11 protein-coding genes and 1 pseudogene are annotated in these 16,255 nt (G+C 45.1%); 10 read left to right on the plus strand and 2 right to left on the minus strand.

Annotation, left to right across the window (positions count from 1 at the left end; translation table 11 throughout):
* From SHK35_RS12785 to SHK35_RS12820, 8 genes and pseudogenes are all read left to right on the plus strand, one after another.
* A pseudogene (locus tag SHK35_RS12785) lies at positions 1-398 on the plus strand (23S rRNA (adenine(2503)-C(2))-methyltransferase RlmN); the annotation flags it as partial.
* 206 nt (positions 399-604) lie between these two features.
* Entirely contained in the window at positions 605-1,345 is a 741-nt protein-coding gene (locus SHK35_RS12790; RefSeq protein ID WP_318702611.1) for a Stp1/IreP family PP2C-type Ser/Thr phosphatase, read from the plus strand.
* Positions 1,346-1,395: 50 nt separating this feature from the next.
* Positions 1,396-3,510, plus strand: coding sequence for a Stk1 family PASTA domain-containing Ser/Thr kinase (gene pknB, locus SHK35_RS12795; protein WP_318702609.1), 2,115 nt, complete (start codon positions 1,396-1,398; stop codon positions 3,508-3,510).
* Between the two features lie 19 nt (positions 3,511-3,529).
* Positions 3,530-4,426, plus strand: coding sequence for a ribosome small subunit-dependent GTPase A (gene rsgA, locus SHK35_RS12800; RefSeq protein WP_318710072.1), 897 nt, complete (start codon positions 3,530-3,532; stop codon positions 4,424-4,426).
* Between the two features lie 102 nt (positions 4,427-4,528).
* Complete coding sequence (locus SHK35_RS12805; RefSeq protein ID WP_318710074.1) at positions 4,529-5,998, plus strand: TIGR02677 family protein; 1,470 nt, start codon at positions 4,529-4,531, stop codon at positions 5,996-5,998.
* Position 5,999: 1 nt separating this feature from the next.
* On the plus strand, positions 6,000-7,130 hold the full coding sequence (locus SHK35_RS12810) for a TIGR02678 family protein (protein WP_318710075.1): 1,131 nt from the start codon (positions 6,000-6,002) through the stop codon (positions 7,128-7,130).
* Between the two features lies 1 nt (position 7,131).
* Positions 7,132-11,196 carry a TIGR02680 family protein gene (locus tag SHK35_RS12815; protein ID WP_318702604.1) on the plus strand — a complete coding sequence of 1,355 codons (4,065 nt, stop codon included), beginning with the start codon at positions 7,132-7,134 and terminating at the stop codon, positions 11,194-11,196.
* A gap of 19 nt (positions 11,197-11,215) precedes the next feature.
* Positions 11,216-12,499, plus strand: a complete 1,284-nt coding sequence (locus tag SHK35_RS12820; protein WP_318710076.1) for a TIGR02679 family protein — start codon at positions 11,216-11,218, stop codon at positions 12,497-12,499.
* 276 nt (positions 12,500-12,775) lie between these two features.
* Here the strand turns inward: SHK35_RS12820 and SHK35_RS12825 are convergent, their stop codons facing one another.
* Together SHK35_RS12825 and SHK35_RS12830 are read right to left on the minus strand one after the other, a co-directional pair.
* Positions 12,776-13,477, minus strand: coding sequence for a nucleotidyl transferase AbiEii/AbiGii toxin family protein (locus SHK35_RS12825; RefSeq protein ID WP_318710077.1), 702 nt, complete (start codon positions 13,475-13,477; stop codon positions 12,776-12,778).
* Positions 13,477-14,067, minus strand: coding sequence for a type IV toxin-antitoxin system AbiEi family antitoxin domain-containing protein (locus tag SHK35_RS12830; RefSeq protein ID WP_318710078.1), 591 nt, complete (start codon positions 14,065-14,067; stop codon positions 13,477-13,479). Before SHK35_RS12830 ends, SHK35_RS12825 begins: the two co-directional genes overlap by 1 nt.
* Positions 14,068-14,694: 627 nt before the next feature.
* Here SHK35_RS12830 and SHK35_RS12835 point away from each other — a divergent pair.
* Positions 14,695-15,003 (plus strand): tyrosine-type recombinase/integrase, encoded by a 309-nt coding sequence (locus tag SHK35_RS12835; protein ID WP_318710079.1) that lies wholly within the window; start codon positions 14,695-14,697, stop codon positions 15,001-15,003.
* Between the two features lie 90 nt (positions 15,004-15,093).
* On the plus strand, positions 15,094-16,191 hold the full coding sequence (ychF, locus tag SHK35_RS12840; protein WP_318710080.1) for a redox-regulated ATPase YchF: 1,098 nt from the start codon (positions 15,094-15,096) through the stop codon (positions 16,189-16,191).
* Positions 16,192-16,255 lie beyond the last annotated feature (64 nt).

Consider the following 16,255-nt stretch of genomic DNA (forward strand, 5'->3'; position numbering starts at 1 on the left):
CCCTTCCCCTGCACGCGGCCACGGACGAAAAAAGGCGCAGCCTGATGCCTGTGGCAAGTCAGCATTCCATACAGGAGCTGATGGAGGCCTGCAGCTATTATTTTGAAAAAACGGGACGAAGGATTACCTTTGAGTACAGTCTGGTGCGGGGCGAAAACGACAGCAAAGAGGACGCCCGCATGCTGGCTCTCCTGGCAAAGCCCTTGTGCTGCCATGTGAATCTGATTCCGGTCAATCCTATAAAGGAGAGAAAATATGTGCAGTCGGATAGGGCCAGTGTGGAGGCATTTAAAAATATCCTTGAAAAAAATAAAGTGAATGTCACGGTTCGAAGGGAAATGGGCAGAGACATTGACGGCGCCTGCGGCCAGCTTCGCCGCAGGTATCAGGAGGGGTGAAAGGGAAGCTCCATAGGAGGTAAAACCAAAGCCAGTCAATAGATTTTTATACCGCCTGCGTTTATTCTGAAAGTATACCGACATAATATATAAGGAAAGTAAATGGGGGCAAGTGGTTAAAACTTGTCCTTTTTTCCAGGTTGTGCTACAATAGGCGAGTATCAAGAAAAAAACGGCTTCCAAATATTACTATTTTAGAAGGGAAAATGGGGAGGAACATTGACGTGCCAAAAGCGTTTTCCATCACTGATATCGGCAGGAAGAGAAAAATGAATCAGGATTGTGTGTATACCTCGGAATATCCTCTGGGCAGTCTGCCAAATTTGTTTATTGTGGCGGACGGCATGGGAGGACATAATGCGGGGGATTTCGCATCTAAAACTACGGTGGAGACTATGGTTCGCAAGATCAGGGAATCATCACAGGAAAAACCGGTCCGTGCTTTGGAGAACGCCATTGAAGAGGCCAACAGCATGATACGAAAGAAAGCTTGTGAGCGACCGGAGCTTGAGGGTATGGGCACCACAGTGGTGGCGGCCTTTTGCGCAGACGGACGCCTGGAGGCAGCCAACGTGGGGGACAGCAGGCTTTACATTGTGAATGAAACCATTCGTCAGATCACCAGAGACCATTCTCTTGTAGAGGAGATGGTGCGCATGGGAGGAATTCCCAGAGAGCAGGCAAGGAACCATCCTGATAAGAATATTATTACCAGAGCGGTAGGGGCGGCGGATACTGTGGAGCCGGACTTTTTTTCGGAAGAAATTAAAAAGGGCGATCTTGTTTTACTGTGCTCGGACGGCCTGACCAACATGCTGGAGGATGAAGAAATCAGACAGATCATAAGCGGAGGACGGGATATTGCAGAAATGGCCAGGGAGCTTGTGAAGGCGGCCAATGCCAGGGGAGGAAGGGACAATATCAGTGTGATATTGATCGATCCCTGAGAGAATGCCGCTTACTGTGGGCGGACATGGAATGAGATTGGAGAGGAAGTATGATCAAGATTGGAATGATGATTGGCGACCGCTATGAGATATTGGAAAAAATCGGAACTGGCGGTATGTCAGATGTATATAAAGCGAAATGCCATAAGCTGAACCGCTATGTGGCAGTGAAGGTATTAAAGCAGGAATTCAGCGAAAATGCCAACTTTGTATCAAAATTCCGCATTGAAGCACAGGCTGCGGCAGGTCTGATGCACCCCAATATTGTGAATGTCTATGATGTGGGAGAGGAAAACGGCATCTATTATATCGTGATGGAGCTTGTGGAGGGGATTACTCTCAAAAAATATATTGAGAAGAAGGCCCGCCTGTCCTACAAGGAGGCAGTCAGCATCGCAATTCAGGTGAGCATGGGCATAGAGGCCGCTCACAACAATCATATTATTCACAGAGACATCAAACCCCAGAATATTATCATATCAAAGGACGGCAAGGTAAAGGTGACGGACTTTGGGATTGCCAAGGCGGCTACCAGCAATACCATAACCTCCAATGTTATGGGCTCCGTACACTATACCTCACCGGAACAGGCAAGGGGCGGCTACAGTGATGAAAAGAGCGACATTTATTCTCTTGGAATCACTATGTTTGAGATGCTCACAGGCCGGGTTCCCTTTAACGGGGAGACCACGGTGGCTATTGCCATTAAACATATCCAGGAGGAAATGCCCTCCCCCAAGGAGTTTGTACCGGAGATTCCTGCCAGTGTGGAAAGCATTGTGTTAAAATGCTGCCAGAAATCTCCGGACAGAAGATATCAAAATATGCAGGAGCTGATTGCGGATCTGAAGCAGTCCTTGATCAGCCCTGATGAGGATTTCGTGGTGATGCGGGACATGGATGAGTCGGCCCGCACCCGCATGATTTCGGATAACGATATGGCGCAGATTAAACGGCGCTCCGTATATCAGGAAAATGAGGAGCATCTTAAGCGGCAGGATTCCATGCGGCTGCGCACGGAGGCGGATCCTGACTATGACGAGGAAGAGGAGGAAGAGGACGAATACGACTATAATCCCAGGATGGAAAAGGTGACTACCGCTCTGGCAGTGATTGTGGGAGTGGTTATCTGCGCTGTAATCATCTTTCTTGCTGTGAGGATTTTCGGCGGTATGCAGGATGAAAACAGGCAGAGCCCTATTATCACCACGGAGGAGACCCAGACCTCCGCCGCCTATGTGCAGATGCCTGATGTGCGGGGAATGAATGTGGAGGATGCCAGGAACAGCCTGACGGAGCTTGGATTGAATCCCCAGGTGGAATATCAGGAGTCCGACACTTATGATGAAGGTGTTGTCATCAGCGCGGATGTAAGTGTGGGGGCCTCGCTGGAGGCAGGAAGCACGGTGACGCTGACTGTAAGCGCAGGCTCAGAGGGCGTTGAGGTGCCCGGGGTGACGGGCAAAACCTTTGACGAGGCAAACAGTGAGCTGATCGGTCTGGGATTTTTAGTGAACAAGACGGAAAGCTATTCCGATACCATTGAGGCAGGAATTGTGATTTCCCAGAATCCTGCAAACGGCAGCAAGGCGCCAAGGGGAAGCGTTATCACTGTTACGGTGAGCCTGGGCAAGGAGGAGACAAAGGTGAGAGTGCCCAATCTGATTGGTCTTTCTGAGGAGGACGGCACCTTTGAAGCCATTGAGGCAGGACTTGAGATTGGCAGTGTAAGCTATGTGTACAACGCTGAGGTGCAGGAAGGGCATATCTGTTATCAGAGCTATTCCCACGGCTCTTATGTGGACCCGGGAACCTCTCTTGATATCAAAGTGAGCCAGGGGGCAGAGCCAGTCACCTACAAATGCAATATGAGTATCACCGCGCCTACGGTAGAGGAGGCTCCGGACTATGTGGCAGGAACAGAGGTAACCATCAGGCTGGAGACGGATGACGGACAGGTGCTTTTGGAAACCACCACATCCACCTTCCCCCAGTCGGCAAACTATTACGGCCTGACCTCTTCCGGAGGCACCATTACTATGACGTACACAGTGACTACTGAGGGCGGCACCACTACGGACCCTGAAACGGGAGAGACGGTAAGCACGCCGGGCGTCACAGAAAGCAGATCCTTTACCAGAAGAGTAGAATTTGTTGCGGAATAGACCAAAAGATGAGGTATGAATGCAGGGAAAGATAACGAAGGGAATTGCAGGGTTTTACTACGTGCATACGGAAGGGAACTGCGTTTACGAATGTAAGGCCAAGGGCGTATTCAGGCTGGATGGGAAAAAGCCCCTGGTGGGAGATAATGTGGAGCTGGACGTGCTGGATCAGGAAAAGCTTTTGGGCAACATTCGCGAAATTCTGCCCAGAAAAAGCCAGCTTATCCGCCCAGAGGTGGCAAATGTGGACCAGGCCCTGGTGATTTTTTCCATTGTAAAGCCAAGGCCCAATTTCAATTTGCTGGATCGTTTTTTGATTATGATGCAGCAGCAGGAGATACCCTGTATTGTCTGCTTTAACAAATCAGACATCGACGAGGAGGAAGCGGGCAGGGGTTATCTGGATATTTACGGCGCCTGCGGCTACCGGACTTTGATGGTGAGCGCCAGGCAAAATCTGGGAATTGAGCAGCTGAAAGAGCTTTTGTCTGGAAAAACCACTACTGTTGCCGGACCCAGCGGCGTGGGAAAATCTTCACTGATCAACTGTCTGCAGTCGGGAGTGGTCATGGAGACTGGAAGCATCAGTGAAAAGATACAGCGGGGAAAGCATACCACCAGACATTCGGAGCTGATCGCCGTGGAGAAAAATACCTACATTCTGGATACGCCGGGTTTTAGCTCCCTTGGTTTGTTTGGTCTGGAGAAGGAGGAGCTTGGAGCGTACTACCCTGAGTTTGCATTCTATGAACAGGACTGCCGCTTCCGGGGCTGTTCCCATATAAGCGAGCCGGCCTGCGGCGTCAAAAAGGCAGTGGAGGCGGGCAGGATCAGCCGCCTGCGCTATGAAAATTACTGCTTATTATATGAAGAATTAAAAAATAAAAAGAAGGATTACCAGCATGCCGGGAGATAAACGTGGTATGCGCAGAATATAGAGGTCGTTGCCCTCCAGCTTGCGTGGGGGTGCGGCCTTTTGCTGGTTTTGCAAGGTACACAGGAAGAAAGGGAATTCTATATGCAGCATTTAGAGGCAATTAATGAAACCTCATATTTATCTGTTCCTAATGCAGGTACATATCGGAAAATCATGCGTTATTTCTATCGTGAATATGAAAAAATGCACTTTCAATTATATAAGGAAGATGTGTATACACTGCTGAAGGAAGAGAATGAATTTGCCGATTATACCATGAACCAGTTGGAAATGGATCTGGAAGCGCTGGTGAAATGGAAGAATCTGACACCCTTGCAGGATCCGGGAAGAGTCTATACCATAGCAGATTATAAAAATAAGCAATACCGTTATACGATGTCAGAATACGCGGTGGAAATAGAACGATTGACAGTTCGGTTAGAAAATATTTTTATGGAATCAGGGAATTTGTCTACAAACTTTTTTGTGCGATTGGAAAAGAGCCTGGAAGAAGCCGAAATAATGCAGGGCGCCGGTTTAAAAGAGGTGAACGAGTGGTGGAGTTTACTGCAGGAGGATTTTAAACGGCTGAATCAGAATTATCAGGATTATCTGAGAGATTTTTATTCGGGAAAAACAGAGCATCTTATGAAATCCGTAGAGTTTGTTTTACATAAGGACAAGTTCATAAAATATTTGACAGATTTTGTACAGGAGCTGCAGCATCATTCGAAAAGGATTGAACAGATTCTGATGCGGCAGATGCCTGTAATCGAAGGCGTCGTTTTGGAAAAAGTGATTGAAAGCGAACGAGATATTCCACATGCTTTTTTGGAATCACATGGAAACCTTGAACCGAATATCAGAGAAAATGTCATGGGAAAATGGGATTCCTTAAAAAGATGGTTTATTGATACCCAGGGAAAGGATTGTGAAAGCCGTAAGGTTTTAAAAATTACAAATGATGTCATCAGAAGTATTATACAGAATGCTGCATTGATTGTGCAGCTGCAGAATTGGGGAATCAGCCGCAAGGATGATTACCGGAAGTTTTTGGAGATGTTCCTGAAATGTGAAAATATGGAGGAGGCTCATTGTCTGTCTGCTCATGTTTTCGGTATTCAGAACATACAGCATTTTAAGACAAATTGCTTAAGAGAGGAGGAAGGAATCAATAATAGCATTTATGAAGAAAGTCCGGTGGAATTTTATATAAAACCGCATAGCCGTAACTATCGTGAGAAAAAGGACAAAAGGGGATTTTCTGATAAATCATTAGAAAAGATGATGCAGCGGGAAGCTTATTTACAGAGTGTGAAAAGACAGAAAGAGATCGTAATGCGTTATGTGAAAGATAACAAAATTGTATTTTCAGAGATTGAGGAACCGATTTCAGAAATGACAAAAAATATGTTTTTGCAATGGATTACCATGGCAAATATGAATTCACAGAAGCAGGGGCAGACAGAATTTGGACAGGAATATCGGCTGATACAGAAAGAGGGCACCTGTGTTTTAAAGTGTGAGGATGGAGATCTGACGATGCCGACATATATAGTGGAGTTTAAATGATATGAATGAAGTACGGACGCTGTTTGAACAATTTTGGATATGCAAGGATAACAACAAGGAAGATTATTATAAGGTAAAGAGGGATATACCGGCGTTTCAGAGATTTATAAGGGAACAGATGGGCTGGAAACTGATCCATACGGAAAATCTGCTGAAACTGGAAAAAATACCCGCACATGCGGAAAGCTTTATGGGGATACAAGAATTTTCAGAAATTCTGGATTATTGCATTTTGTGTGTGGTACTTATGTATTTAGAGGACAAAGAGGAAGGAGAACAGTTTCTTCTTTCAGAATTGATTGACTATGTGGAGACGAAGTTAAAGGGAGAAATTCTAATTGACTGGACCTCTTTTTCCCAAAGAAAATCACTGGTACGTGCTTTGCAGTATATGGAAAAGATGCAGATGCTTCGGGTATATGAGGGTGCCAGCGAAGCGTTTGGATTGGAACCGAAACAGGAAGTGTTATATGAAAATACAGGGTATTCCAAGTATTTTGCCACAAGTTTTCCCATGGACATATCGGACTTTGAAACATGGAAGGATTTTGAAAAACAGAGATTTGAGGAAATTCAAGAGGATAGAGGCGCTGCAAGAATCAACCGTGTATATAGACAGCTTGCTGTATGTCCGGCTATGTATTGGGAAGGAAATGAGGATGTGGATTCTCTGTATCTAAAAAATCAAAGACAGTGGGTTGAAAAATATTTAGAGGAAAATCTGGGCGGGAGATTGGATATCCATAAAAATGCAGCATTTTTTGTGTTGGAAGAGGATGATTGTTATGGGAAGGTTCACCCAAGAGATGCTATGCTTCCGGAAATAGTGCTGTTAGTCTGTGCGCACATCCAGCAAATGTTCCGCGCTGGAGAAGTGGTAAAGCAGGAAAATGAAATGATTATTTTCACAGAGCGGCAATTTTCTGAATTGGTACTTTTATGCAGACAAAAATGGAGTATGGGCTGGAGCAAGGAGTATCGTGAAATGGATGAGGGGAAACTGGTGGATACAGTGAAGAATTATATGAAAGAATGGATGCTTATCCGGCAGAGTGGGGACATGGTAATAATTCTGCCTGCAGTGGGAAAACAAGCAGGCTTTTATCCTGAAGATTTTGGGGAGGTAGAGTAAATTGGGCAATCGCTGGCAAATGAATCGAATCGGGTTTGTAAACTTTTGGCTGTATGATGAAGAATGCTTTGAGTTCTATGATGGAAAGCTTCTTTTGAGAGGACAGAATGGTTCAGGAAAATCAATTACGACACAGAGCTTTATCCCTTTTATTCTGGATGGAGACCGTACGCCAAGCCGCCTGGATCCCTTTGGCTCCAGTGACAGAAGAATGGAATATTATTTTCTGGGAGAAGAGGGAAAAGAGGAAGCGACGGGTTATCTTTTTCTGGAATTTAAAAAGGAACATATGGAAGAATACCGAACCATAGGGATTGGACAGCGCGCAAAAAGAGGAAAACCTATGGACTTCTGGGGATTTTTGATTTTGGATGGTCAAAGGATTGGTTATGATTTATGGCTGTATAAAGAGACGGGAAGTACGAAAATCCCTTATGACAAAAGAGAAATGAAAGCTCAACTGGGGGAAAATAATCTTTTTACTGACAGCCAAAGTGAATATAAGAAATTAGTCAATCAATATATCTTTGGCTTTCGGAAAGCAGAGCAGTATGAGCAGTTCATAAAGCTGCTTGTGAAAGTGCGGGCGCCGAAGCTTTCCAAGGAATTTAAACCAACCAGGGTATACGACATATTGAATGAGTCTCTGCAGACTCTGTCAGATGAGGATTTGCGCACCATGGTAGACGCCATGGAGAAAATGGATGAGATTCAGGACAGTTTGGATATGCTGAATCGTGCTTTGGCAGATGTGAAAATTATTCGGAATGAATATACACGATATAATCAGTTTATGCTTGCGAAAAAGGCGCAATCTTATCTGAAGAAGAAAGAAGAGGTAGAAAACGCACAGCAGGAATATGATGAAAAGCAAAATGAGAAAAATAAACTCAGTCAGGAATTAGGGGATATAGCCATTTGTCTGCAAGAGCTTTCTGACAGGAAAACATTGGCGGAAACAGAAAAAAATGGTTTATTAGATACTGACTTGGAAGAAATTGACCAAAAATTGCAGTATGCAAAAAGGGAAAAGGAAGAGGCACAGGGAAAAGGCCAGAAGCAGTCAGATAAAATTGAAGAGTATAAAGAGAAAATTTATCGAAAAGAACAGGAATTAAAAAAAGTTAAGGACATGCTGGAGGCATATCAGGATATGCTGATGAGACAAAGGCAGGGACTGGAGGAACAGCAGGAAATACTACAGTGGGACGGGCATGAAACGGTTCTGCGCTTTGTTGGAATGGAGCAGACAAGAGGGGCGGAAGAAATTTCCAACAGCCTGTTCTTATACAAAAAATCGGTGGAAGAATGCAGCAGGCTGATTCGCGATTTCGAAGAAATATCGCGTAAATATGATGAAGCCGCTGAAGAGCTGGAATTGATCCGCAGGCATAAAATGGAAAAGGAACAAAATCTATCGGAGGCGGAGCATCAGATACTGTTAAGTCAGGATAATTGGATTATACAGTTATATTCTCATGCAGAAAATTCAGAATCCTGGAAACCGCAGAAAGCGGTGCTGAAAGAAGCAGAAAATCAGGTTCGTGAATATCAAAACATTGCAAATGCTGAAAAAATTCAGGCATTACTGCGGAATGATTACGAAAATCAAAGGTCAGCATGGCTTGAAAGGAAACAAGAGATTTTTCAGGAAATCCGTGTTAGCACTGAAAAGCTGAATGCGGCAAAACAGGAGCTGGAAGCGATACAAAGCAGGGAGGAAATCCAGCCTGACAGAAGTGAGAGTATCATATATTCCAGACAGTGCCTGGAAAAAGCAGGAATAGCTGCGGTTCCATTTTATAAGACGGTAGAATTTTCAGACGGACTGAGTGAAGCAGACTGCGCACAATTGGAAGCTCAGCTGGAGAGCATGGGACTGCTGGATGCCTTGGTTGTGTCAGAACAGAATTTTGCAAAAATGAAAGAATTGTGTCCGGAGTTTCTGGATACCGTGATTTATGTACCGGCGAAGGGAGCTTCGAATTTCTCCAAGCTGGTTTTGAATGAGGAGCTGACCTCGGAAATCAAAGAAAGTGTTCAGAAGATTTTAAGCAATATTTATGAAAATCCAGAAGCGGGAAATGGCATTTATCTTGGTAAAAATGGACAATTCATACAAGGGATATTAGCCGGCAGAGCCAAAAAGGCAGAAGCAGAGTTTCTAGGATACTTGACAAGACAAAAGAAGAAGGCGCAGAGAATAGAAGCTTTGCAAAAGGAAATTGAGAATGTCGGACAGGAAATGCAGCAGCTGCAGGAGAAGCTGACGTGTGCCCAGAAGGATATGGAGAAGCTGGAATATGAATATAAGAATATCCCAGATTTTGAAGAATTGAGTCTGTCGTTTGAACGCCAAAAAGACTGTAAAGCGGAATTAGAACGTATTTTGGCAGAGTACATAAAAAAAGAGCAGAAGGAAAAAGAATATGGGGACAGAAAGCAGGCGCAGTATCAGACGATGCTCCCCAAATGCAAATCCTTTCCCTATGGAAGGACCCAAAAAGAGTATGAGGAAGCCCTGGGCGCCCTTGAGGAATACCAGCATATATGGCAGAGCTGTAAGGAATTGCTTTTGAAGCTGGAGACAGAAAGAGGAAAATATATTTCAGGACAGGATTATTTGGAGCAGGATAAGCAGATAATGGATGAGGCCTGGGAGGAAAAACGTTCTTGTGATGTCAAGGTGAAAGAATGTGATATTAGGATTGGCCAGTACGAGGAATATTTAAGCCGTCCGGAGATAGCACAGAAGGCACAGCGTCTGAAGCTGCTGCGGCAGGAAATTGAAAACATTGAAAAACAGGAAAAGGATCTAGGGGAAAAAAGAATACGCAAGGATCAGATCTTGAAAAATCTGATGGAAGCGGAGCCACAGAAAAAGGCACGGTTACAGGAATTGATTGCAGAGGAGACAATTCTGCGCAAATTTTTTGAAGAGGAACTTGCATTAAAATTGGTTGTGGAAAGGCAAACGCGTAGCTTGGCGGAATGTGCCAGAGAAGCTGTCAGATTATTGAGAGACAGCGATAAGAACCGTGAGTATGGAGATATGCTGCAGTCGCTGATTCAGGTATATCAGAGACATAACGGCAGTCTTGCCAATTATGGGACCTCGCTGGAGGAATGCTTTGAAGCGGCAGGAGAATGGCCTGGCACGGGGGCAGAATTCCAGCCTCTGCGTAAGAGAGTCCGTGTGGTGTCTGCGTGGAATGGGAAAAGGGTATTTTTGGAAGAATTTTACCAGATTATAAAAGCTGCCATAGATGAGACAGAGCTTTTGATTCAACAAAAGGATCGGGAATTATTTGAAGATATTCTATCTCAAACCATCAGCCATCAGCTTACAGACCGGATTGCGGAAAGCCGAAACTGGGTAAAGGATATGTCAAACCTGATGAAGGAGCTTGATACCTCCATGGGGCTTAGTTTTTCGTTGGAGTGGAAGCCGCGCAGCGCGGAAAATGAGGTGGAGCTGGATACGGCGGAATTAGAACAGATATTATTAAGGGACCGTGATTTGCTGACGGTAGAAGATATTGAAAAGGTTGCAGGACATTTTAGAAGTAAAATCCGAATTGAAAAAATGAAACTGGAGGAAGAGGGTGGTTTGATCAATTATATGGAATTGGTCCGTGATGCCTTGGATTATCGCAAATGGTTTGAATTTAAAATGTTTTACAGGCGGGGAGAAGAAAACAAAAAGCCGCTTACAAATGCTGCTTTTAACCGGTTCAGCGGCGGTGAAAAGGCAATGGCAATGTATGTTCCGCTTTTTGCGGCAGTAAACGCTCAGTATAAAAAAACGGATTATGAAGAACATCCGCGTATGATTGCTTTGGATGAAGCCTTTGCCGGAGTGGATGACAAAAATATCAGCAGTATGTTTGAGCTGGTACATAAGATGGATTTTGATTATATCATGAATTCTCAATCTTTATGGGGATGCTATGAAACGGTAAAGGGAATCAGGATTGCGGAGCTTCATCGGCCAATGAACTCGCAGATTGTGACGGTGATTCGTTATATTTGGAATGGGCATGAAAGGATATTAGATGTGCAATAATGGAGAATGTGCTGCTTATTTGAAGAGAAACCCAGCCTACAGCAGATGTATGAAGGAGCTTCGGAAAAAATGGGAAAGCTATGGAAGAGCGGCGGGAAGCATTACGCTGAAAAAGGCTTCAGAGGAAGAAAGACGTGCGATCGGCGGGATTGTTGGGAGGGCTTTTGGGGACGAAACTGTAAAAATTACTTTTCAGGAATTTGAACGGGGATTGCAGAAAACGCGCTTTGCACCAATTGACATGAAGTGTGTTTTGGAAGATTATTTTGAAAGCCCGCTGTATACGAATCAGGAGCAAAAAGCTAAGGTTCAGGTGGAAAAGGATGTTTTTTTCAATGAACTTTTTGCTTACTTTGAAGGCTGCGCTGAAAAAACATCGGTTGTGCCTGCATGGATAAGGGAATTGCAATGTCATAAAAAGTTTGGTTATCAAATACTGATCAAAGAATTTGCACGAAATTCCAAGGAGGCAGAGCTTCTTGTACGAAATGTGGGAAAGGCATTGATTTGGCTGGAAAAAAGGGACGGTGAAGAGAATCTTTTGGCGGTATTTGCAGCAGAGGTTTCCGGAAATCCACACTATTTTGACAGAGGATCAACGCCGGCACAATTACTTACGCATGCTGTCTGCTTTTGGAAAAATTTCACTATGCCCCAAAATGCTTATGAATGGCGTGAATGTATGCAGGCGGTGGGACTTGTATCCGATAGTATTGCAAGCATGGTTCATGTTTTGGGGGTGCAGATAGAGACGGCAGATGGATTACACCCTGCCTACGAAGCTTTTTATCATCGAAGAGAGCCTTATGTGCTTACAGCAGAGAATTTGAAATCTATTACAAAAGTAAAGGCGGACGGCCATAAAGTATATGTGGTTGAAAATGAGATGGTGTTTTTGTATTTAGCAGAAAATACGAGGAAGTATAATGCAGCTATATTGTGTACCTCCGGACAGCTGCGTGTGGCCGCATTTCAGGTATTGGCACATTTGGCGAAAAGCGGTGCGGTTATCTATTATAGCGGTGATCTGGATCCGGAGGGAATGGATATCGCAGACCGATTGTGGCAGCGATATGGAGAGGCAGTTCATTTGTGGAGGATGAATGCAGAGGATTATGATAAATCAATTTCAGAAGAAAAGTTGAGCGACAGGCGGCTGGCTAAGCTAGACCGTTTAAAGAATCCCATATTATGTTCCACTGCAGAAAGTGTGCGGAGAGAGAGAAGGGCTGGGTATCAGGAGAATTTGTTAGAGGATTTGCTGGAGGATATAGCTGGCAGCATGGATATCCTTGAAGACTGACTACTCTTGTTTCCTGCCGGCTGAGCTCTAAAGATGTGGAAAAGTCCATTGGCATGAGACCAAAAAAGGGAAAGGAATTGCGACATAAAAAAGTGCAAATGTAATGTGAAAAAGAGATTGCAGCATACGCCAGCGATAATGCCGAGGGTAATACTGTCAAACAGGATAATATGCCCGACGAAAAGCCCCACCACCATAACGATAAAGCCGATTGCAAGTGCTATTATCATATATGCGCCCGTCGCTGGCAGATAGCCCATATAGCCCCCTTTGCTTTTATGAAATACAGCTATCGCATAAAGCGCGGATAGCGTTCATTACGGTTTTCCATGTGATACCCGCCGCAAGCGTCGTCCTGTTAATCTGCAGTTCTGTTTGCTGCAGGATATATAAATCATAAAAATCCCGCAGCCGCGTGTTTAATACGCCCCGCGACAACACCGTTTCTATCTTTTCCGCAAGCACCGTTTCGAGGGGATAAGCCCACAGGGAGATATACCGCTGCTCAAACATCAGCTTATAGCGATATGTAATTTCGGCGGGCGTGATTGCGTCCCCCGTCGAAATGTCAATTTTAAGCGGGATTTTCATTGTGTCCAAAAAGGCGGTAAGGGAAAGACGCACACCGCCGTACTCCGCTTCGTCCATAATGTTTGAGATATCCTTGATCTCAAAGCGGATATTGTCGTCGATTTTTACCGCAGCGATCTCCTCAACAATTTTCTTTGCGTGTTCCATATCAAGGGGGAGATTGCGGATTGAAGTATCAATGTCCATTGTAGCCCGGTTATCCAGCCCCACCATAGCGGCAACGAGCATACCGCCCTTTAAGATAAAATTATCCTTGTACTTCGAGAGGGTAACGCGCTCCAAAAAACGCTCCATACCATAGTTGCGGATAAGAAGCCCGGATTTATCGCTGTCACCCTTTGCCTTGTTTCGGATTAAGTCTTTTAGCTGCCTTGAAGTTTTTATCATCAGAACAGTACCCCCATTGTTTCCCGCATTTGTTTTTCGATATGAAGCGCAACGGCATAATGGCTCAAAACGGAAATGCGCTTGTCCTTGCGCTTCATATATTCCCTTATCGCATAATTCAATACGGCTATGTCCATATCCGCACGTTTGCGCAGGATATCGCAAATCGTGCGCTCCATGTCATACGCCTTTACGACGTGTCCCCCCGGCGTTTGGGTTTCACATATCCCCATGCCGTACCATTCCGGCTTGACGTAGTACACCTTGACCCCCTTTTTCACCAGCCCGCCGCTGTTATAGCTTGACGGAACGGTAACAGAGAAAGGAATTGGCTCCCTTTCCGCAAGGTAGTGCAGATACAACGCCGCTTCATGGGAATATACCGCTTTGGGGAATTGTGCTTGCAGCAGATACATTTCATCGGTTAAGCAATCCGGCGAGAGGTAGATACCATGTGCCGCCTTTTCCAGATTAGCGGATTTTACATATTTGTAAAAGGTTTCTTTGGAAATACCGATGGCGACAACATCAGCCGTCCTCAAAATACCGTTATTCTCTGCAAGCAGTTTTTCAATCGTGTTTTGCTTCAAAAAATTTCACCAACTTTCACGCTGAAATCATATCATAAAATCAGCGTGAAAGTCAACACCTGTTCAGATTTTTCACGTTTTGTTTTCAAACGTTTTGCCTTATCGCTCCTGCTCCCGCGCCTTGCTTTGGGACGGGTAAAGAATACTATCGACATTTTGACAATGCTGTTTTGCGAGAATGGTAGGTATTTCAAGGCATAACCGGTTTGTATTGACTGTATATAAAGAGCAGCTCTGAAAAAAGGCAATGTAAAGAGAAGAGGGGAAATTTGCGCTTTTTTTGCGTAAGAAGCTTAACAGAACCGACATAGGAACATGATTTCAGGCACAGTCCGGTCTGAGTTGTTCGTGAAACAACCTCGAAGATTTGTCGGTTACGATTGAAAAAATGGAGTCTTTGTGCTATACTTTGTAGTTGCGTTGGACTCTTTTTTGAGTGAGAAAGGAGTCCGTACATCATGGGGAAAAACCTAAAAGGCAAAGAATGCGGAAAGCCCATGCACTGTAAAGCGGTTCTAAATCGAATGGAAACAACCTATGCAGGTTCAACTATCTGACAGGCTTACATCACAATGGGAACCCTGTTTAAATCAGCAGTTATGAATGATATTAAATATTTAACGATTGATGAACAAGAGTTTAGAGTATCGGCATAAGCAAGGTTTCTGGCGAACAGGTGAACCTGCAAAGAACAGCTCCTATGACACACATCTTTACAAGTTGTGTGATGAAGCCGGGATAAAACGCTTCTGTATGCACGCGTTACGTCATACTTATGCCACTCGCGCGATTGAACGCGGTATGCAGCCAAAAGTCTTGCAGCAATTATTAGGTCATGCAAGTATTAAAACGACTATGGACAGATATGTTCATGTTACGGACGAATCACTGGTAAAAGCTGTTCAGCTTTTGGAAGCAGCTACGCCTGCCAGTTAAGAAAAAAGGGCGTAAAAAGGGTGTAAACAAAATAAAGAGAAAGGCAGAAAGCCCGTAAAATCAAGGCTTTCTGGATAGGTAAAGATAGATATGAAATTAGGAATCGTCGGTCTGCCCAACGTGGGAAAAAGCACGCTGTTTAATTCTTTGACGAAGGCGGGAGCGGAATCAGCAAATTATCCTTTCTGCACCATCGACCCCAACGTGGGTGTGGTGGCGGTGCCGGATGAACGGCTGAAGCTGCTGGGGGATATGTATCAGTCAAAGAAGGTGACTCCGGCAGTGATAGAGTTTGTGGATATTGCCGGTCTTGTAAAGGGAGCGTCCAAGGGAGAGGGGCTTGGCAACCAGTTTTTAAGCAACATCCGAGAGGTGGATGCCATTGTGCATGTGGTGCGCTGCTTTGAGGACAGCAATGTGATTCATGTGGATGGCAGCGTGGACCCTCTGCGTGACATCGAAACCATAAATCTTGAGCTGATTTTTTCGGATTTGGAGATTTTGGAGCGCAGATATGCCAAGGTATCCAAAACGGCCAGAATGGACAAAACCCTTGGGAAGGAGCTTGCTCTTTTGGAGCGCATAAAAGAGCACTTGGAGAGCGGCAGAATGGCAAAAAGCATGTCTGTGGAGGATGAGGATGAGCTTGCCCTGCTGCGTTCCTACAACCTGCTTACATATAAGCCGGTGATTTACGCGGCCAATGTGGCCGAGGAGGATCTTGCTGACGACGGGGCTTCCAATGAAATGGTGGAAAAGGTGCGGGAATTTGCTGCGGGAGAAAACAGTGAGGTGTTTGTGATCTGCGCACAGATTGAGCAGGAGATTGCAGAGCTGGATGAGGAAGAAAAGTCCATGTTTCTTGAGGAGCTGGGACTGAAGCAGTCGGGATTGGAGAAGCTGATCCAGGCAAGCTATTCCCTCCTTGGCCTGATCAGCTACCTGACGGCTGGGGAGGATGAAACCAGAGCGTGGACCATCAAGGCCGGAACCAGGGCGCCCCAGGCGGCGGGCAAAATCCATTCCGACTTTGAGCGCGGCTTTATCAAGGCTGAGGTAGTAAATTATGAGGACCTGCTGGAACAAGGCTCCTTGTCTGCGGCCAGGGAAAAGGGCCTGGTGCGGATGGAGGGCAAGGATTATGTGGTGCAGGATGGGGATGTGATCCTGTTCCGCTTTAATGTATGACAGGCGTTTGCGAAACTCGCTGACAAAGTCACGAACCCGGTCGTAATAACCAAAAACGGGTTCC

Source organism: Candidatus Acetatifactor stercoripullorum (genome assembly GCF_944382095.1).
GTDB classification, from domain to species: domain Bacteria; phylum Bacillota; class Clostridia; order Lachnospirales; family Lachnospiraceae; genus Acetatifactor; species Acetatifactor stercoripullorum.